This window comes from Rahnella sp. ChDrAdgB13 (assembly GCF_017655185.1).
GTDB classification, from domain to species: domain Bacteria; phylum Pseudomonadota; class Gammaproteobacteria; order Enterobacterales; family Enterobacteriaceae; genus Rahnella; species Rahnella contaminans.
Genome location: NZ_JAEMGT010000071.1, coordinates 16,600 through 36,289, shown reverse-complemented (window position 1 = coordinate 36,289; position 19,690 = coordinate 16,600). Strand labels below are relative to the sequence as shown.

The window sequence follows — 19,690 nt, the reverse complement described above, 5'->3', positions numbered from 1 at the left end:
TTATTCTCCGCGAACCAGAGTAAAGAAATCGACGCGACTGGCAGCCACTTCACGTGCGCGCTGCTGACGACGTTCCTGTTGCAGTGCAGCCAGCGGGGCTATCACGCGTTTATGCAGCAGTTCGTCCATGCCCTGCATTTGCAATAAACCATCGATAACGGCGCACAGCTCAGCGTGGGCTTTATTGCGTCCGCTGACGTAGCTATAGCCATAGATACCGCCTTCCAGCTGAATGACGGCGCGGGTGACAGTCATATCGCCCATCACAAAACGTTTTCCGGTGCCGCCCATGCGACCCTGAAGTTGCGTCAGGCCGGTTTCGGCGGCGCGGATGCGTTCAAATTGCGGAGACAGATTCAGCGGTTGCCAGTGCGCGAGCAGTTCATCCGGGCGGCTGTGAGCTAGCACCGACATCCAGCGCTGGCGGGTTTGCAGGTGATCCATTCAGTGCTCCATGGTCAGTTCGATCATGTCGGCGCGCGTCAGGCTAACGGAATATTCCGCCACCGACTCGCTGCCTTCACAAATGTTCAGGGTGCGGACACACAGCAGCGGTGCCTGCGGGACGATTTCGAGCAATTTGCTCTCTTTTGCCAGCGCGCGGCGGGCATTGATGCGGGTGGTGCGGCGGCTGAGCTTTTGCTTTATCTCTTCTCGGATAAAATCGTGCAGCGAGCCGTTATGGAAGTTTTGCAACGCAGGCCACCAGTCGAGATCAGGTAAATAGTGGTCAATCACACAGACCGGTACACCGTTAACGCGGCGCAGCGTGCGCAGGTGAATAACGGTGTCGCCTTCCTGACGGGACAACGCCGCCGCCACGTGATCGGTCGCCGGACGCAGCACCGCCAGCAGACGTTCGCTGGTCGGGTGACTGCCCTGATCCAGCAGGTTCTGGCTGAAACGTGCCTGTGAATGCAGCGGGTAATCGTAAGGGCGCATCAGCACCAGCGTGCCAATGCCCTGACGGCGTTGCAGCCATCCGCGATCAACCAGCTCATCCACCGCACGGCGCAGCGTGTGGCGGTTGACCTTAAAGCGCTCGGCAAGCTGCTGTTCCGGCGGCAGATAATCGCCGCAGCGGTAACCGTTGCGCAGTTCCTGTTCCAGTTCAGCAGCGATTTGTTGATAAACCGTGGTGTGACTGGTCGGATGTCTAGATAAGTTCATCACAATGAATACCTCGCACGGGATAAACGGGCAGTGGCAGGGGAAAATTGATAGCGGTCTGAAAGGGTCATGATGCAAACCTCAGTGTGGCGTTGGCATCATCTTGGGCGTGCTAAATGACAATTGGGTGAAGGTCTGGTTGCAGGAAAGTGAAGAGTTGGAAGATGTCTCGCAGGAATTAACAGCGGTTATTTACGCAATGAGTGAGAAGGAATACACTTTGTTTTAGTTGATTGTTTTTTATACTAAAACTCGTAAAAGGAACTGTTATGTCAGTAGAAAATAAGAGGGATTTTAAAATGTCTGCGCAGCAACCCGTTCAGGAAACAGCCGTTGAGCAATGGCGACGTGAAAACCGGGCCGGGCTTGAGGCTATAAAGAAATATGTGGAAAAACATGGGACTCTGACTCATCCGCCACGGAAATTATAAATGGAGCAATACGCTATTTATAAAAATATAGGTGTTAAGAAAGCGGCTTACCCTTATCTGCTTAATGTTCTCCATCCGGCAGCAAGTGGTTTTGGAAATAGCGTCATGGTGCCACTGGTTCCCCTGGCGAGGATGACGAACTCTCCACCAAAAAAACTGTGCCCGTTACTCAAGGTTCAGCACAAACATTATGTGCTGATGACACACATTCCCGGCGGGATCCCGCCACGGGAAATTGGCGATCACGTCATGCAGCTCGACGGTGAAATCTATGAAGTGAAAAACGCGTTTGATTTTTTGCTGAATGGAATTTAGAGAAAAGAGGGGAATGATTTCCCCTCTTAAAAGCGTCTATCGTAAATAATGAATCATCTGATTGCCGCTGCCGCGCCAGATGAGCGACGGGTCTTTCAGTTCCTGCACGAATTTCCCGTCGACCAGCACGTTGATCAATGCCGTCACTTCCTGCTGTTCAGCACTCAGTTCACCGAGCGTATAACCGGTCCACATCCACACGTCTTTACCCGGACATTCCGCCTGTACGCGTAACAAAAGCTGACGCACCGCAGACAGATTCTGCGGATGCAGCGGGTCGCCGCCGGAAAGCGTCAAACCCTGACGCGGGATCACCGTGTTTTGCAGATCGGCGATGATGCGGTCTTCGTCTTCCTGCGTAAAAGGCTTGCCGGAATCCAGCCGCCAGGTGCTTTTGTTATAGCACCCGCGGCATTCATGGACGCAGCCGGAAACGAACAGCACGCAGCGTGTTCCCGGCCCGTTGACCACATCTATCGGGTAATACTGATGAAAATTCACTGCATTATCCCAGCTGTCCGTTACCCAGATGTTTAATCCGGCGCTTCACTTCTTCCTGCTTGCCAGCGTTAAACGGACGCGCATCCGGGCTGCCGAGATAGCCACAGACGCGGCGGGTGACTGACACGCGTGAAGGTTCGTGATTGCCGCATTTCGGGCAGGTGAAACCTTTGCTGGTGCACTCGAATTCGCCGGTATAGCCGCAATCGTAGCACTCATCAATCGGCGTATTGGTGCCGTAATACGGCACGCGGGTGTAACTGTAATCCCACACATCTTCCAGCGCTTTCAGGTTGTGTTGCAGGTTCGGATACTCGCCGTAGCAAATAAAACCGCCGTTGCTCAGTGGCGGATACGGCGCTTCGAAGTCGAGTTTTTCATAAGGATTCACCTTCTTCTCGACGTCCAGATGGAAGCTGTTGGTGTAATAACCTTTATCGGTCACACCTGCCACCAGCCCGAATTCGGCTTTATCCAGACGGCAGAAACGGTCGCACAGGTTTTCGCTTGGCGTACTGTACAGGCTGAAGCCGTAGCCGGTTTCGTCTTTCCAGCTTTCCGTGGCGGCTTTCAGACGGGCAACAATCGCCTCGGCTTTTTCGCGTAACTGGCTGGCATCGAACACATGCGTCTCGTCGCCGAACAGCGCGTTAATGGTTTCATGCACGCCAATGTAGCCGAGCGAAATCGAGGCGCGGCCATTCCTGAAGATGCCGGAAATATCATCGTCGGCTTTCAGACGCACACCGCACGCGCCTTCCATATACAGGATGGGTGCGACGCGGGCTTTGATGCCTTCGAGACGCGCAATACGGGTCATCAGCGCTTTCTTGGCCAGCAGCAGACGTTCGTCGAGCAGCGTCCAGAATGCGGCTTCATCGCGGTTCGCTTCCAGCGCAATACGTGGCAGGTTCAGGCTGATCACGCCGATGTTATTGCGGCCTTCGTGGATCATTTCCCCGTTTTCTTCATACACGCCCAGGAAGCTGCGGCAGCCCATCGGCGTTTTGAACGAACCCGTGACTTTCACCACCTGATCATAATTGAGGATGTCCGGGTACATACGCTTGCTGGCGCATTCCAGAGCCAGTTGCTTGATGTCGTAGTTGGCATCACCGGCTTTATGATTCAGGCCGTCGCGGATGGCAAACACCAGTTTTGGAAACACCGCCGTTTTGCGGTTTTTACCCAAACCGGCAATGCGGTTGCGCAGAATGGATTGCTGGATCAGGCGCGATTCCCACGACGTGCCGAGACCAAAACCGAAAGTAACGAACGGCGTCTGACCATTGGCGGTGTGCAGCGTGTTAACTTCATATTCCAGCGACTGAAAAGCGTCATAACATTCTTTTTCGGTGCGGTTACGGGCAAAAGCATCCGCATCGGCAATCTGCCATTCTCCGGCAGTCTGGCGATGTTTGTTAAAACTGGCGGTGACGAACGGAGCCAGCACTTCATCAATACGGTTAATGGTGGTGCCGCCGTAAATATGGCTGGCGACCTGCGCGATAATCTGGGCGGTAACAGCGGTTGCGGTCGAAATGGACTTCGGGGTGTCAATTTCCGCATTCCCCATTTTGAAACCGTGATTCAGCATGCCTTTGAGGTCGATCAGCATACAGTTGAACATCGGGAAGAACGGCGAGTAATCCAGATCGTGGTAATGGATTTCACCGCGCTCATGCGCCAGCACCACATCACGCGGCAAAATATGTTGTTTGGCATAATGCTTGGCGACAATCCCCGCCAGCAGATCACGCTGGGTCGGGATCACCTTACTGTCTTTGTTGGCATTCTCGTTGAGCAGCGCCATGTTGCTTTGTTCAACCAGGCCGCGGATTTCCTGATTCAGGCGTCCCCGCATTTCGCGTTTCACATCACGATCGTGGCGGTATTCGATATAGGCGCGTGCCAGTTTTTTATGCGGGCCGGCCATCAGCTGATTTTCGACCGCATCCTGTATGTCATGAATATCGACGCGCGTCTGATCTTGCAGACTTTCAGCCACGACGCGGGCGACCTGCGCACAATAATCCTCGCTATCGATACCGGCGGCAGCGGCTGCGCGTTGTACGGCTTGTTTAATCAGAACTTCATCGAAAGGGACCTGACAACCATCCCGCTTGATCACGATGGGTTGCATTTTGTTATTGGATTTTGCGGGTACGGATTCCAGTCTGTCTGCCTTCACAATGACACTCCTTTTACGCTCATTCCCGCGCCCCGCAAGGCTTACAGGCCGGTTGTGGGGGGTATGCGAGAAATCGCTACATATTGGGTTGGGTGTGTACTATACACACTAGATGTAGGATCTGCGCGAGCGTTAATTGTCATTTTATTGACCTGAAACAAAGAATTTTTTCGTCGGAAGAATAGGTGAACAAATGTTAATTCTGGCCTGTTTTTTGCGTGTTGTTTTTAAAGGAGATGCATAAAAAACAAACGGGTCAGCCACTGATGTGACTGACCCGACAAAGATGAAAATTCAGATTATTCGAGGAGTTTCCAGCGGCATTCATAAGGACGAAGGCTGCCGGAAACCGGTTCATCACCATAGTTGCTCAGCAGCGTTTTGCCCCCGAAATCGGGCAGACCGGCGGCCTGATTTTCACCGCTCAGATTCGCCATCACCTGCAACGTTTGGCCGTCAGCCTCACGCTTATAGCACCACAACTGCGGGTGCTCAGGCAGCAAATCCTGATAATCGCCCTCCGTCAGCACCGGCACGGTTTTGCGCAGCGCGATCAGTTGCTGATAGAGATAGAACACCGAATCTTTATCCGCCAGCGCCTGTTCGGTATTAATATCCTGCGCATTATGGCTGACAGAAATCCACGGCGTGCCGGTGGTAAATCCGGCTTGTTCCCCGGAGTTCCACTGCATCGGTGTGCGGCTGTTATCGCGAGATTTCTTTGCCAGAATTCGCAGCAGCTCTTCGTTGCTGCGCCCGTCGGATTTCAGTTCGGCAAACATATTCAGGCTTTCCACATCGCGGTATTGCTCGAGGTGTTTAAAACCCGGATTGGTCATGCCGATTTCTTCACCCTGATAGATGTACGGCGTGCCCTGCAAACCGTGCAGCACCATCGCCAGCATTTTTGCGGACGTCGTGCGCAGTGCGCCTTCATCGCCAAAGCGCGAGACAATGCGTGGCTGATCGTGATTACACCAGAACAGCGCGTTCCAGGCGTGGCCGTGCATTCCCTGCTGCCACTTGCGGAAAATCTGCTTGAGCTGCACGAAATCCGGCGGCGCGTCGGTCCATTTTTGCCCGTCAGGGTAATCAACTTTCAGGTGATGGAAGTTAAACGTCATCGACAGTTCGCTGCCGTCATTGGCGGCGTAGCGGCGGCAATGTTCCAGTTTTGTCGATGACATTTCACCGACTGTCATCAGCCCGAGGGGTTTAAACACATCGCGGCTGAATTCCTGCAAAAACTCATGAATGCGCGGGCCGTCGGTGTAAAAACGGCGGCCATCGCCGGTGTCGTCAGCCGGAAAATCCTGCTGTTTGGAAACCAGATTGATCACATCCAGACGCAAACCGTCGACGCCTTTATCTGCCCAGAACTGGCAGACTTTTTTCAGCGCCTCGCGTACCGGCGGGTATTCCCAGTTAAGATCGGCCTGTTCTGTGGCGAAAAGGTGCAGATAATATTGTCCGCTGGTTTCATGCCACTGCCAGGCGCCGCCACCAAATTTAGAACGCCAGTTATTTGGCGGGCCGCCTTCGGCTGCGCTGTCGCGCCAGATATAAAACGGGCGGAACGCGCTGCCCGGATCCTGTGACTGGCGGAACCACTCGTGGTGAGTCGACGTATGGTTAAACACCATATCCATCACGATGCGGATCCCGCGCTGATGCGCCCCGGCGGTCAGCCGCTCGAAATCGTCCAGCGTGCCGTAAGCCGGGTCAATCGCGCAATAATCTGCTACGTCGTAACCGTTATCAATCTGCGGTGAAAGGTACATTGGCGTCAGCCAAATCGCATCGACGCCCAGCGTTTTCAGGTAATCCAGACGCTGCGTGATGCCGTTAATATCACCGGTACCGCTGCCCGTGGTGTCCTGAAAACTCTTTGGATAAATCTGGTAAATCACGCCGTTTTTCCACCACGGCAATTCGCTGTTCATTCCATTTTCCTTCTTAAATGTCTTACACCACTGCCAGTTCGCCACGGCGGGCTTTACGCTGATAAACCAGCACAGTCAGGATAATCGGCACCACAATCGCCACCAGCATCGCCAGCGCGTAGATACTCCAGAACTGCGGCTTGATGGACAAAATGCCCGGCAATCCGCCGACACCAATGCCATTAGCGGTCACGTGGAACAGGCCGCAAATCAGACCGGCAAACGCCGAGCCAATCATCGCGCACAGCATCGGGAAGCGGTATTTCAGGTTGATCCCGTACATCGCCGGTTCAGTCACGCCCAGGAACGCGGAAATCGCCGCAGGCACGGAAATCTCACGCTCGTTGTGTTTACGGCTGACAATAATCACGCCGACAACGGCCGCGGCCTGCGCAATGTTGGACAGCGCGATCAGCGGCCAGACCGGGGTTCCGCCCGTGCTCTGAACCATCTGCATGTCGATGGCGAGCGTGGTCTGATGTACACCGGTGATCACCAGCGGCGCATACAGGAAACCAAACAGCGCGGCACCGACTGGCGCGAGACTGCCGGTCATCACGAATTTCACCGCAAAGGCCACACTGTCGCCGATCATACGGCCAAACGGTCCGATCAGCGTGTGCGCCAGGAAGACGGCAATAATCAGCGATGTAACAGGCACAATCACCAGATACAGGTAATTTGGCACGATGCGTTTCAGGCCATTTTCAATCATCGCCAGCGCCATACCGGCGAGAACGGAAGGAATAACCTGCGCCTGATAACCGACTTTTTCGATGGTGAACCAGCCGAAATTCCACACTTCAGGAATTTGCTGACCGAGGTTGTAGGAGTTCATCAGCTGCGGCGAAACCAGCGTGATCCCCAGTACGATGCCGAGAATTTCCGTTCCGCCCATTTTCTTCACGGTTGACCAGCACACGGCCACCGGCAGGAACATAAACACCGCTTCGCCCAGCAACCACAGGAAGTCGTAAATGGATTGCCAGAGCGGGTGCATCTGCGCCAGCGTCTGCCCGCCGCTCATCGGAATATCGCCGATAACGTTACGGAAACCGAGGATCAGACCGCCGCTGATCAGCGCCGGTAACAGCGGGAAGAAGATTTCAGCGAAATGCGAAATGCTGCGTTCGAACCAGCTCATATTCTGGCGTGCGGCCACTTTCGCCTGTTCTTTGCCGGCTTCGCTTTTGCCGGTACTGGCGATCAGCACTTTGTAGTAATCGTCCACTTCCGGGCCGATGACGACCTGAAACTGACCGGCGTTGGTGAAGCAACCTTTCACCATCGGCAGGGTTTCGAGGCCCTTCGGATCAGCTTTGGACGGATCATTGAGGACAAAGCGAAGACGCGTGATGCAGTGAGTCACCATGGCGATATTGTCACTGCCGCCCACGAGGGCGATCAGCTGATCAACATCCTGTTGTTTTACCTTACTCATAGGAGGTGGCCTTTTATCGATATGCGTAAATTTGTTGTTGAGATAGGGAACGGTTCAAGCATAGCGAAGCCGGTGGGAACTTGTCCGGGAACGTTCCCGGTTTTGCCGGGACGATCACAAAGTTTCTGTTATTCAGAAAATCAAAGAGGGGAAAATCAGACGGCGAGCTGGCAGGGAATAATCAGCTGTTGCAGCGTCGCGGAACCGTCGAGCTGCGCCAGAAGCTGCTTCGCGGCGGCTTCTCCACCCGCGCCATAGCCGAGTTCAACCGACAGGGATTGCGGAAACAGAAAATGCAGCAACGGGTTATTCCCGATACCGCAAACCTGTACGTCGCGGATTTGCTGTTGTTGCAGGTATTTCTGCGCACCAATCGCAATGGTGTCGGAGGCGCAAATTACCGCCTGAATATTGCGGCGGAGCAGTTGCGAGATCAGCTCAAAACCGCTCTGATAGGTGAGTTCACCCAGCGCAATGTGCGGCGTGAGATGATGTTCCTGACAAAAAGCCCGGTACGCCTCGCTGCGCCGTTGCCCGGTGGTGGTGTCGTGCGGCGAAACGCCGATAAAGCCAACCGACCGGATATCCTGCGCCAGCAATTTTTGCATCAGCAGCTGAACCGCGCCCGCATCGTCGTAGCAGACCGAAGACAACCCCGGCATATCGCGCGCCAGCATCACCAGCTTATCTTTCCACGGCGACAGCATTTGCGCGGACAATCCGGTAAAACCAAACAAGACCACGCCGTCGATATTACGCTGCTTCAGCACCTGCAAATGCTCTTTCACGCGTTCGGCGCTGAACTGGCTTTCCAGCACAATCGGATCGTATCCCTGCTGATAAAACAACGGCAGCATGGCGCGCACCGCCTGATTCTCGGAAGGGGAATCCAGACGCGAAACGATAATTGCCACAATTTTGTCGCTGAAACCGCGCATAGCGCGTGCCGATTTTGACGGGCTGAAATGCTCCTGCTCAATCACCTGCAAAACGCGCTCACGGGTTTGCGGGCTGACATTGCCTTCATTATTCAGCACACGCGATACCGTGGATTTTCCGACGCCGCTCAGGCGGGCAATGTCATTGATGGTCAGGCGATTTTGCATAGTTATTTAGTATGGTTGTTTGATGAATGATTAATAACTTGATCAGGTTTAATTTTGGTTGCAGTTCACCAGCGTATACTGCGCGAATTATCGAAGGTATATCCACTTATTCCTGATTACCCTAACGGATTTTCCTGCCCGACGGCTATGAATTTCCAAATTGTTCCTTACCGGAGGTGAAAACCTGATGGAACCCGACCCCAACTCTGTAAGTCCGTTGTGATCCGGTAAGCACCCGCCTTTTGCTGCTGCTTGCCGTGACGTTATCTGGTGAGCAGTGGTGCACGTTTTTTCGTTCGCCCTGTTTTTAGAAATCCTTTTGCCATGCTTATGGCGGCTTAGCCGTGGGCGCAACAAAGGTGCGAATGATGTTCAAAAATATAACTTCCCGGCTGCTCGATGCGCTCAGCCGCAACCTTCCGCGTCGTTTAGTTCGTCGCGACCCGATGCTTGAAACCGTTCCAGGCCGCGCCGCACAGGCGGTACCTGCGGCGATGGCCGCGCATTGTCAGGCCTGTGCCCGTGCGACAGAAGACCAGCTCTACCTGCAGTTTGACAGCCATCCTGAAGGGCTGACCGAGCAGGAAGCTGAGGCGATCCGCGAAGTCTCCGGCCTGAATCAGACCGGCGATCAGCAACCTGCGCCGTGGTGGCTGCACCTGTGGCACTGCTACCGCAACCCGTTCAATTTGCTGCTGACCGTCCTCGGCATGGTGTCTTACGCCACCGACGATCTGACCGCCGCGCTGGTCATCGGCGCGATGGTGTTTATCTCGACGTTCATGCACTTCATCCAGGAAGCGCGTTCCAATAAAGCGGCCGATGCGCTGAAAGCGATGGTCAGCAACACCGCGACCGTGCTGCGCAGTGATGCGCAAACCGGCCGCAGTGAAACGGTCGAAATTGCCATCAGCCACCTGGTGCCGGGCGATCTGATTAAGCTGTCGGCGGGCGATATGATCCCGGCGGATTTGCGTATTCTCTCCGCCAAAGATTTGTTTATCAGCCAGGCCGCGCTGACCGGTGAATCCCTGCCGGTGGAAAAACATGCCTGCGAGAAAAAGCCGGTTGCGGCAGACCCGCTGGAACTCAGCACGCTGTGCTTCATGGGCACCAACGTGGTGAGCGGCACGGCAATCGCGATGGTGATTGCGACCGGCAACAAAACCTGGTTCGGCCAGCTTGCCGAACGCGTGGTGCAGGAAGATACCCAGCCGAACGCTTTTCAGGCGGGTATCAGCAAAGTCAGCTGGCTGCTGATCCGCTTTATGATGGTGATGACGCCCGTCGTTCTGGTGATCAACGGCTACACCAAAGGCGACTGGTGGGAAGCGGCGCTGTTTGCGCTGTCCGTCGCGGTCGGGCTGACGCCTGAAATGCTGCCGATGATTGTGACGTCCACGCTGGCGAAAGGGGCGGTGAAACTGTCGCGCCAGAAAGTCATCGTCAAACGTCTGGACGCGATCCAGAACTTCGGCGCGATGGACATTCTCTGCACCGACAAAACCGGCACGCTGACGCAGGATAAAATCGTCCTCGAACGCCACACCGACGTGCTTGGCGTGACCAGCGATGACGTGCTGCACCTGGCGTGGCTGAACAGCCATTACCAGACCGGCCTGAAAAATCTGCTCGACGTGGCAGTGCTGGAAGCCGGTGATGCCAGCCAGGCACACAATTCCCTGAAAGTTGATGAAATTCCGTTTGATTTCGACCGCCGCCGTATGTCCGTGGTGGTGGCAGAAAACGATCAGAATCACCGTCTGATTTGTAAAGGCGCGCTGGAAGAAATGCTGTCGATTTGTACCCTGGTGCAGCTCAATGGTGAGATTGTGCCACTGACCGATGTGCTGCTCGGGCGAATTCGCCGTATTACTGACGACCTCAATCAGCAGGGGCTGCGTGTGGTCGCGGTTGCTCATAAAGTCATGCCTTCCCGCACGCAGGGTTACGGCGTGACGGACGAATCCAGCCTGATTCTGGCCGGATATATCGCGTTCCTCGATCCGCCAAAAGAGAGCACTGCACCGGCGCTGGAAGCCCTGCAACGCAAAGGCGTGACCGTCAAAATTCTTACCGGCGACAACCCGCTGGTGGCGCGTAAAGTCTGTAAAGATGTCGGCTTAAAGGCGGATAACGTACTGACGGGCAGCGATATCGACGAACTCGACGACGTACAACTGCTGAATGTTGCCCGCGAAACCACGGTATTTGCCAAACTCACGCCGATGCACAAAGAACGCATCGTGCGCGTGCTGCGCGGCGAAGGGCATGTGGTCGGATTTATGGGCGATGGCATTAATGATGCACCGGCGCTGCGTGCGGCGGATATCGGTATTTCTGTGGATTCTGCGGTGGATATCGCCAAAGAGGCCGCCGACATTATCCTGCTGGAAAAAAGCCTGATGGTGCTGGAACAGGGCGTGACGGAAGGGCGCAGAACGTTCGCCAACATGCTGAAATACATAAAAATGACCGCCAGTTCTAACTTCGGTAACGTCTTCAGCGTGCTGGTTGCCAGCGCCTTCCTGCCGTTCCTGCCGATGTTGCCGCTGCACCTGTTAATTCAGAACCTGATTTACGATGTGTCTCAGGTCGCGATCCCGTTTGATAACGTCGATGAAGAACAGCTGGCGAAACCGCAGCGCTGGAACGCCGGGGATATCGGCCGCTTTATGGTGTTCTTCGGGCCGATCAGCTCCGTGTTCGACATTCTGACCTTCAGCCTGATGTGGTGGGTGTTTAAAGCCAATACCGTTGAAGCGCAGACGCTGTTCCAGTCCGGCTGGTTCATTGAAGGGCTGCTTTCACAGACGCTGATTGTGCATATGATCCGCACGCGCAAAGTGCCGTTTATTCAGAGCCGCGCATCCTGGCCGCTGTGCATCATGACGCTGATGGTGGTGATTACCGGTATCGCGCTGATCTACTCGCCGGTCGCCGGATTCCTGCAATTGCAGGCTCTGCCGCTGAGCTACTTCCCGTGGCTTATCGCGATCCTGGCGGGTTACATGGTGCTGACACAGTGCGTGAAAGGCTGGTTTGTGCGCCGTTACGGCTGGCAGTAAAACCTGAGCGGTAACCGGAAGACGGTGATTGTTAACACAGTCACCGTCTTTTTTTATCCGTCGTCTATAGTTATTCCTTTACGTTTCAGCGGGCTATGAAGGCCAGCTTTTATCTTTGAGGAATTTCACCGATGTTATTGCCTTTTCGCCGTACCCTTCTCGTGACTTCATTATTTCTGACCGCCTCCGCTTTCGCTGCTCCGGCAGGGAATCTGCCGCTGATGCCGTGGCCGCAGCAGGTAGAAATAACCTCGCCTGCGGGCAAATTTGTGCTTAACGATGCGCTGCAAATTCAGGTTAAAGGCGACGCACTGATGCCGGAAGTGAGCCACTGGCGCGAGCGTCTGGCGCAGCAAACCGGCTGGTATCTGTTACCGCAAAATACCGGCAGCGCGGGCGAACATTCCGCAATCAGCATTGAGATCAAACAGAAAGTTGCCGCGCAGCCCATGCCGGACAGCGACGAAAGTTACCAGTTAACCGTGACGCCGCAGGGCGCTACGCTCACCGCCAATACCCGTTTCGGTGCGATGCGCGGCATGGAAACGCTGCTACAGCTGGTGCAGAACGACGGTGAAAATACCTTTATTCCGCTGGTTACCGTTCACGATCAGCCGCGCTTTGCCTGGCGTGGCGTTCTGCTCGATTCCGCCCGTCATTTCCTGCCGGTCGCGGATATCAAACGCCAGCTCGACGGCATGGCGGCGGCAAAATTTAACGTCCTGCACTGGCATCTGAGTGACGATCAGGGCTGGCGCTTCGAATCGCAGAAGTATCCAAAATTGCAGGAACTGGCCAGTGACGGGCAGTTTTATACCGTCGCGCAGATGAAAGACGTGGTGGCTTACGCCACGCAGCTTGGGATCCGCGTGGTGCCGGAAATCGACATGCCGGGTCACGCGTCGGCAATTGCGGTGGCGTATCCGGAACTGCTCAGCGCGCCGGGGCCGTACAAAATGGAACGATCCTGGGGCGTGCATGAACCGACACTCGATCCGTCCAATGAAAAAGTCTATGCCTTTGCGGATGCCATCGTCGGCGAACTGACGCAGATCTTCCCCGATCCGTATTTGCACATCGGCGGTGATGAAGTGGACGCCACGCAGTGGAAAACGTCCAAACCGATCCAGGCATTTATGAAAGAAAAAGGCATCGCTGATACGCACGCGTTGCAGGCGTATTTCAACACCCGGCTCCAGACGATCCTGCACCAGCATCAGCGCAAAATGGTCGGCTGGGACGAAATCTTCCACCCTGATCTGCCGCACGACATTGTGATCCAGTCATGGCAGGGCCCGGATTCCCTCGGAGCCAGCGCGCAGAAAGGTTATCAGGGCATTCTGTCGACCGGCTTCTATCTTGATCAGCCGCACAGCGCCGCGTATCACTATCGCAATGAAATTCTGCCGCAGCCGCTTGGCGTTGATCAGAACGTTGCTGACGGTGAAAAAGCGCAAAGCTGGAAATTCAACATGCCGCGCCTGAAAGGCAAACCGGTGGACGGTAGCTTTACGCTGATTGAAGGTAAAAACGGCTGGCGCGGATTCATCGATTTCACCGGAAAAACCCGCCGTGAGGTGCGCGATATTGTCTGGCAGGACGACGGCAAAGTCAGTTTCGCCGTCGATACCTGGATGGGCGACACGCGCCCGATGCTGACCCTGAAAGACGGTAAATTCAGCGGCTATTTCATTATTGGTAACGCGCGTTATCCGGTGACCGGTGGCCCGCTCAGCACGGTGCCGGACGGCCAGCCGCCGGTGGTGCCAGACGCTGAAAATATGAAAAATATTCTCGGTGGCGAAGCGGCGCTGTGGCAGGAAAACATCACGTCGCAAATTCTCGATCTGAAACTCTGGCCGCGCGGATTTGTGGTCGCAGAGCGCCTGTGGTCGGCGCAGGACGTCAAAGATACCCGCAACATGTATCAGCGTCTGGCGAAAATCGACGCCTGGTCGGTGGTGTCGGTCGGGCTGCAACAGCACGCCGAGGCGGCGCGGCTGATGACGCGGCTTTCCAACAGCACGGACATTGCACCGTTGCTGAGTTTCTCGACCGCGCTCGAACCGGCGCAGTATTACACCCGCCAGCACATCAAATTCCAGGCCGGACATTACACGCAGGCCGAACCGCTGAACCGTCTGGCGGATGCATTACCAGCGGAAAGCAATGCGGTACGCGAGTTCGCCGCGCAGATCGAAACGCTGGTGGCGGATCCGAAAAATCCGCAGGCAGCTCACGCGGCACGCGGGCAGTTAGAGAACTGGCAACGCAGCGCGGAACAGGTAAAACCGGTGCTGGTGCAAAACTCTGTGCTCAGACCATTGCAGCCGGTGGCGGAACAGCTGGGTGCGCTGTCTTCGCAAGGGCTGGTCTGGCTGGAGAAACTGCAAAAAGGGGAAACGCTGAGTGTGCAGGAACGCCAGCAGGCGCAGGCCGCGCTGGACGATGCCGCCAAAGTGCAGGATGAACTGGTGCTGGCGGTAGTCTATCCGCTGGAGAAATTACTGGGCACGGTACCGGTTCAGAAGTAATCCCATAAAAAAAGCGCGACCGGTGAAGCGGCCGCGCTTTTGTTTTATTCCGCCTGAATCTTACGACTGCGCTTTGTTTTTACGGTCGTTACGACGGTTCACCCAGGTGTTGATGAGCAGGGTGATAATCAGAATCGACGCGATCACACCGAGCGAAATCCCTACCGGAATGTGGAACACATCCAGCAGCAGCATTTTAATACCGATGAAGATCAGGATCACCGCCAGACCGTATTTCAGCATGGAGAAACGTTCCGCCACGCCCGCCAGCAGGAAGTACATTGCACGCAGGCCGAGGATCGCGAACAGGTTAGACGTCAGCACGATGAACGGGTCAGTGGTCACGGCGAAGATGGCCGGAATACTGTCGACCGCGAAAATCACGTCGCTGAGTTCAACCATAATCAGCACCAGCAACAGCGGTGTGGCGAACAAGATACCGTTGCGGCGTACGAAGAATTTCTCGCCCTGCAAATCGTCGGTCATACGCATCTTACTGCGCAGCCAGCGGATCATCGGTTTCTCGCCCACTTCGCCGTCATCGTCTTTCGCCAGCGCCATCTTGATACCGGTGAACAACAGGAACGCGCCAAACACGTACAAAATCCAGCTGAATTGCCCCACCAGCCAGCTGCCAGCGAATATCATACCGGTACGCAGAACGATGGCGCCGAGCACGCCGTAAACCAGCACACGACGTTGCAGGTTAGCCGGGATGGAGAAGTAGCTGAACAGGATCAGCCAGACGAAGACGTTATCCACTGCCAGCGCTTTTTCCAGCAGGTAACCGGTCAGGAACATTGTTGCTTTGGCATCTGCCACTTCGCGGCCAAACTCGCCGTTCAGATACCACCAGAAGCCGAAGTTAAACAGTAATGACAGGCCAATCCACACCAGCGACCACATCGCAGCACTTTTCATGCTCATGGTTTGCGCGCCTTTGCGACCCTGTAACAGCAGGTCGAACGCGAGCATAATTATCACGACCACGGCAAAAGAGCCCCATAACATCGGGTTGCCAACGGAGTTCATCATTGCGGTATCCTCGAAAAAACATCAAAAAAAAACGGCCAGCGTCGGAAGACGTTAGCCGCTCTCTCTGAGCTGTAAGCAAACCTCGCCTTCCGGCAAGGTCTCACTTACAACGAGATGTATTCATGAAGAATACAGATCTGGTTGCCCGGTAACCGGGTGACTGAGACGGCGCTAAGCGCGGGTCCAGACACCGTAATGACGATTATCCGACGAAGAAGTTACTCCCCTTTGCAGCTCGCAAATTAATGCAAAATGTGTCGAATGTCAAACATTCAGAAACATTATGGGTAATTATCCCGCCAGTGCCTGACGCTTACCGAGCGCCCCCACGAAGGAGAGCAGCAGCCCCTGACTGAGCGGCGTCTCGCTAAGTTGCTGAGCCTGATGAGCAAAGTCCACGCGATCATCTTCTGCAATGGAACCCAGCCAGGACAGATACGTTTTCATCACCGCCAGACTGAACTCCGGATGGAACTGGGTGCTGACTGCATTCGGGCCGTAACGCAGGATCTGATGCGGATCATGCTGCGTTTTCGCCAGCACCGTCGCCGTGGCGGGCGGCGTAATGACGGTTTGCAGATGGATCAGATTGGCCGCGAACTGCGCCGGAAGCTGCGACACCAGCGGATCGAGATGTCCCGCAGGCGTCAGCGTGACTTCGTGCGTGCCGACTTCAATGCCCTGCGGATGGTAATCCACCTCACCGCCCAGTGCATATGCCATCAGCTGATGGCCGTAGCAGGCACCGAACATCGGTAATTCCTGCAACATGCCCAGACGCACCCAGTCGGCGGCTTCTTCGCTCCACGCCAGATGTTCCGTCACCATGCTGCGCGAACCGGTAATGATGGCTCCGCAATAGTTTTCCGGCGGCAGCGGACGTTCGCCCGCCTGCAAATCCACAATCACTACCTGCTGCGGATCGATATCCCCCTGGCGGATAAACATCTGCGGGAAGTTATCGTGCGCGCGGCGGATAGGCTCCGGCGCGTGGCCGGTTTGTAAAATCAACAGCGGTTTCTGACCGGGTGCTATCATCTGTTACTCCCGTGACCTGCGGAACATTAAGGCTGATTATCGGCCGGAAACACCACACCGGTCTGACGACGGATTTCCGTCAGCACTTTGGCGGTGATGCGCGAGACTTCCAGCCCCGGGTGCGCGACGAACTGGTTATCGACCAGAATCGCAAAAGTTTCTGCTTCATACAGCATGGTATTGATGTGTTGTGGCTGCGTCAGATCCAGCTTCTGGCCGCCGCGTGGCGTCAGGCTGAGCGTCTGGCATTCCGACAGTTTCTCCATCTGCAACGTTCCTTCTTCGCCCTGAATTTCACTCGGCAGAAGGGAATCGCTGATTTTGGAATGGTTAATCACCACTTCGAAATCATCCGCATAAGACAAAATCACCGTGCCCTGACCGTCGACGCCGCTTTCCAGCAGGACGGCGGTGGCGTTCACGGATCCCGGCTCGCCAAACAGCGAAATGGCGCTCGCCAGGCAGTAATAACCGATATCCATAATCGACCCGTTAGAAAACGCCGGGTTGAAAGTATTCGGGTTTTCACCGGCCAGATAGCGCGGATAACGTGATGAATACTGACAGTAATTCAGAATGGCTTTGCGCAGCGTACCGATACGGCTGAGCGCGCCTTTCATGTGCAGGAAATTCGGCAGATAGGCTGTTTTAAACGCTTCGAACAGCACCACGTTATTTTCTTTCGCGCAGGCAATCAGGCTTTCGGCTTCTGCCAGATTTGAGGCCAGCGGTTTCTCGCAAATCACGTGTTTTTTATGGCTGAGAAACAGCAGGGATTGCGGACAGTGCAGGGAATTCGGGCTGGCGATGTAGACGGCATCAATTAAGTCAGACGCGGCCATTTCCTCAAGGGAATCAAAATAATGCTCGACCGGATAATCCTCGCCAAGTTTTTTCGCGCCTTCCAGCGTGCGGGAGTAAATCGCGGTCAGTTTCATCTTACCGCTTTCGTGTGCGGCATCAATGAAACGCTGGGTGATCCAGTTGGTGCCGACGACTGCAAAGCGAATCATATGTATTCCCTATAGATAAGTGGATAATTCATTATTGATATAACTTGCCGAATATTTCGAGATGCGTCAGATACATGCGCGTATCAAATTCTAACTGATGATAATCCGGCGTCATGTGGCAGCAAAGGCTGTAGAACGCTTTGTTATGTTCTTTTTCTTTCAGGTGCGCGAGTTCGTGAACCACGATCATTTTGAGGAAAGCTTCCGGCGCGCTTTTAAAAACGGTGGCGACGCGAATTTCCGCTTTGGCTTTCAGTTTGCCGCCCTGAATGCGGGAAATCGCCGTATGCAGGCCCAGCGCATGCTTCATCACGTGGATTTTATTGTCATAAGCCACTTTGCTTAACGGCGACGAACTGCGCAAAAACTGGTTTTTCAGGTCCAGCGTATACTGATAGAGCGATTTGTCAGTGGTCAGCTCGTGCGGCTCGGGGTATCGCGCCAGCAACACTTTACCTAAACGTTCCTGTTCGATTAACTGGCGCACCTGAGCCTGAAGATTCTCGGGATAGCCTTGCAGATAGGTCAATTCAGGCATAACTGTTTGCTTTGTCTCTTATTGACGGGGAAAAGATGCCCTACCGGTAAGCGGGGTTTTCGTTACGATCGCGCCAGTCCGGCAGATAAACCCCTTTTTAACTGAAAAAACGTTTTACTGATAGACCAAATTAAGGGATAAACAGCGCAAATTGAATATTGAGGAGGGCCAATGAGCCAATTTGAAACCGAAACAGGTGGTCAGTTATTGCAAATGCGTCTGGAACGTTATCCGCTGGAAGAAGCGGCAACGCAGTTGCAGGCATGGGAAGCGGCTGATGAATATCTGCTGCAAAACCTGAACACCGGCGCGCTCAACGGCCGTCCGCTGCTGATTTTTAACGATGCGTTTGGCACGCTGGCCTGCGCCTTGCAGCCATACAATCCGACCAGCATCAATGATTCTTTCATGAGCCAGCTGGCGATGCGCCATAACCTGCGCATTAACGGTTTTGACGAAGACAGCGTGGCGGCGCAAAGCAGTCTGGTGCCGTTGCCGATCAATCCGGGTCTGGTCATCATCAAAGTGCCAAAAACGCTGGCGCTGCTGGAACAACAACTGCTGGCGCTGCGTGAAGTCGTCACGCCGGACACCCAGATTATCGCCGGTGCCAAAGCCCGTGATATTCACACCTCGACCTTGCAGCTGTTCGAGAAAATCCTCGGCCCGACCAAAACCAGTCTGGCGTGGAAAAAAGCCCGTCTGATCCATTGCGAAGCAACGTTGCCTGCGCAAACCGCTGAACCGGTGATTTCCGAATGGGCGCTGGATGACAGTGAATTCCGTATCTCCAACCATGCGAACGTGTTCTCACGCGGCGGGCTGGATATCGGCGCGCGCTTCTTCATGCAGCATTTGCCGGAAGGCATCGAAGGCCGCATGGCAGATCTGGGCTGCGGCAACGGCGTAATCGGCATGACCGCGCTGGCGCTGAACCCGGATGCTGAAATGCTGTTCGTCGATGAGTCTTATATGGCGGTGGAATCGAGCCGGATTAACGTCGAAAACAATTTGCCGCAGGATGTCAGCCGTTGTCATTTCGAAGTGAACAACATGCTGGCGGGAGTTGAACGCGAAACCCTTCACGCCGTATTGTGTAACCCGCCGTTCCATCAGGGCACAGTTATCAGCGATGACACCGCGTGGCGCATGTTCTGCGACGCAAAACGTTGTCTGCAAACCGGCGGTGAACTGCGTATCGTGGGCAACCGTCATCTGGATTACTACCAGAAGCTGCGTCGTCTGTTTGGCAACTGCACCACTATCGCCACCAACCAGAAATTCGTGATCCTGCGCGCGGTGAAAACGGCAGCTCAGCACTGATTTAAGTCAGCCCCTATGAAAAAGCCGCTCTCGCGGCTTTTTT

General features: G+C 54.8%; 16 protein-coding genes. 5 read left to right on the top strand and 11 right to left on the bottom strand.

Annotation, left to right across the window (positions count from 1 at the left end; all coding sequences use genetic code 11):
- Together phnG and phnF are read right to left on the bottom strand one after the other, a co-directional pair.
- Complete coding sequence (gene phnG, locus J8X26_RS18250) at positions 1-444, bottom strand: phosphonate C-P lyase system protein PhnG (protein WP_152325260.1); 444 nt, start codon at positions 442-444, stop codon at positions 1-3.
- On the bottom strand, positions 445-1,170 hold the full coding sequence (gene phnF, locus J8X26_RS18245) for a phosphonate metabolism transcriptional regulator PhnF (protein ID WP_152325259.1): 726 nt from the start codon (positions 1,168-1,170) through the stop codon (positions 445-447).
- Positions 1,171-1,439: 269 nt separating this feature from the next.
- Here phnF and J8X26_RS18240 point away from each other — a divergent pair, with 269 nt between their 5' ends.
- Together J8X26_RS18240 and J8X26_RS18235 are read left to right on the top strand one after the other, a co-directional pair.
- Positions 1,440-1,601, top strand: a complete 162-nt coding sequence (locus tag J8X26_RS18240; protein WP_165058878.1) for a type II toxin-antitoxin system CcdA family antitoxin — start codon at positions 1,440-1,442, stop codon at positions 1,599-1,601.
- Positions 1,602-1,916: a CcdB family protein gene (locus tag J8X26_RS18235; RefSeq protein WP_165058879.1), complete on the top strand. Its 315-nt coding sequence runs from the start codon at positions 1,602-1,604 to the stop codon at positions 1,914-1,916. It abuts the gene before it with no gap.
- Between the two features lie 36 nt (positions 1,917-1,952).
- On the opposite strand, the gene nrdG is transcribed toward J8X26_RS18235, so the two are convergent.
- From nrdG to treR, 5 genes are all read right to left on the bottom strand, one after another.
- Positions 1,953-2,417, bottom strand: coding sequence for an anaerobic ribonucleoside-triphosphate reductase-activating protein (nrdG, locus tag J8X26_RS18230; RefSeq protein WP_208951562.1), 465 nt, complete (start codon positions 2,415-2,417; stop codon positions 1,953-1,955).
- A gap of 4 nt (positions 2,418-2,421) precedes the next feature.
- Positions 2,422-4,560 carry an anaerobic ribonucleoside-triphosphate reductase gene (gene nrdD / locus J8X26_RS18225; protein WP_152325367.1) on the bottom strand — a complete coding sequence of 713 codons (2,139 nt, stop codon included), beginning with the start codon at positions 4,558-4,560 and terminating at the stop codon, positions 2,422-2,424.
- 347 nt (positions 4,561-4,907) lie between these two features.
- Positions 4,908-6,551: an alpha,alpha-phosphotrehalase gene (treC, locus tag J8X26_RS18220; protein WP_208951561.1), complete on the bottom strand. Its 1,644-nt coding sequence runs from the start codon at positions 6,549-6,551 to the stop codon at positions 4,908-4,910.
- 22 nt (positions 6,552-6,573) lie between these two features.
- On the bottom strand, positions 6,574-7,992 hold the full coding sequence (gene treB / locus J8X26_RS18215; protein WP_208951560.1) for a PTS trehalose transporter subunit IIBC: 1,419 nt from the start codon (positions 7,990-7,992) through the stop codon (positions 6,574-6,576).
- 155 nt (positions 7,993-8,147) lie between these two features.
- Positions 8,148-9,098 (bottom strand): trehalose operon repressor TreR, encoded by a 951-nt coding sequence (gene treR, locus J8X26_RS18210; protein ID WP_165058887.1) that lies wholly within the window; start codon positions 9,096-9,098, stop codon positions 8,148-8,150.
- A gap of 365 nt (positions 9,099-9,463) precedes the next feature.
- Here treR and mgtA point away from each other — a divergent pair, with 365 nt between their 5' ends.
- Positions 9,464-12,166: a magnesium-translocating P-type ATPase gene (gene mgtA / locus J8X26_RS18205; protein ID WP_208951559.1), complete on the top strand. Its 2,703-nt coding sequence runs from the start codon at positions 9,464-9,466 to the stop codon at positions 12,164-12,166.
- A 131-nt stretch (positions 12,167-12,297) separates the two neighbouring features.
- A complete protein-coding gene (locus J8X26_RS18200) occupies positions 12,298-14,700 on the top strand; it encodes a beta-N-acetylhexosaminidase (RefSeq protein ID WP_208951558.1) in 2,403 nt (800 codons plus the stop codon).
- 60 nt (positions 14,701-14,760) lie between these two features.
- Here J8X26_RS18200 and J8X26_RS18195 read toward each other — a convergent pair whose 3' ends face one another.
- The 4 genes from J8X26_RS18195 to J8X26_RS18180 all read right to left on the bottom strand — a co-directional run bounded on the left by J8X26_RS18195 (position 14,761) and on the right by J8X26_RS18180 (position 18,324).
- Positions 14,761-15,732, bottom strand: coding sequence for a TerC family protein (locus tag J8X26_RS18195; protein WP_152325366.1), 972 nt, complete (start codon positions 15,730-15,732; stop codon positions 14,761-14,763).
- A 294-nt stretch (positions 15,733-16,026) separates the two neighbouring features.
- A complete protein-coding gene (locus J8X26_RS18190) occupies positions 16,027-16,773 on the bottom strand; it encodes a glutamine amidotransferase (RefSeq protein WP_152325249.1) in 747 nt (248 codons plus the stop codon).
- A gap of 26 nt (positions 16,774-16,799) precedes the next feature.
- Complete coding sequence (locus tag J8X26_RS18185) at positions 16,800-17,786, bottom strand: Gfo/Idh/MocA family protein (RefSeq protein ID WP_165058890.1); 987 nt, start codon at positions 17,784-17,786, stop codon at positions 16,800-16,802.
- Between the two features lie 31 nt (positions 17,787-17,817).
- Positions 17,818-18,324 (bottom strand): M48 family metallopeptidase, encoded by a 507-nt coding sequence (locus J8X26_RS18180; RefSeq protein ID WP_208951557.1) that lies wholly within the window; start codon positions 18,322-18,324, stop codon positions 17,818-17,820.
- 171 nt (positions 18,325-18,495) lie between these two features.
- Here J8X26_RS18180 and rlmG point away from each other — a divergent pair, with 171 nt between their 5' ends.
- A complete protein-coding gene (gene rlmG, locus J8X26_RS18175) occupies positions 18,496-19,647 on the top strand; it encodes a 23S rRNA (guanine(1835)-N(2))-methyltransferase RlmG (protein ID WP_208951556.1) in 1,152 nt (383 codons plus the stop codon).
- Positions 19,648-19,690 lie beyond the last annotated feature (43 nt).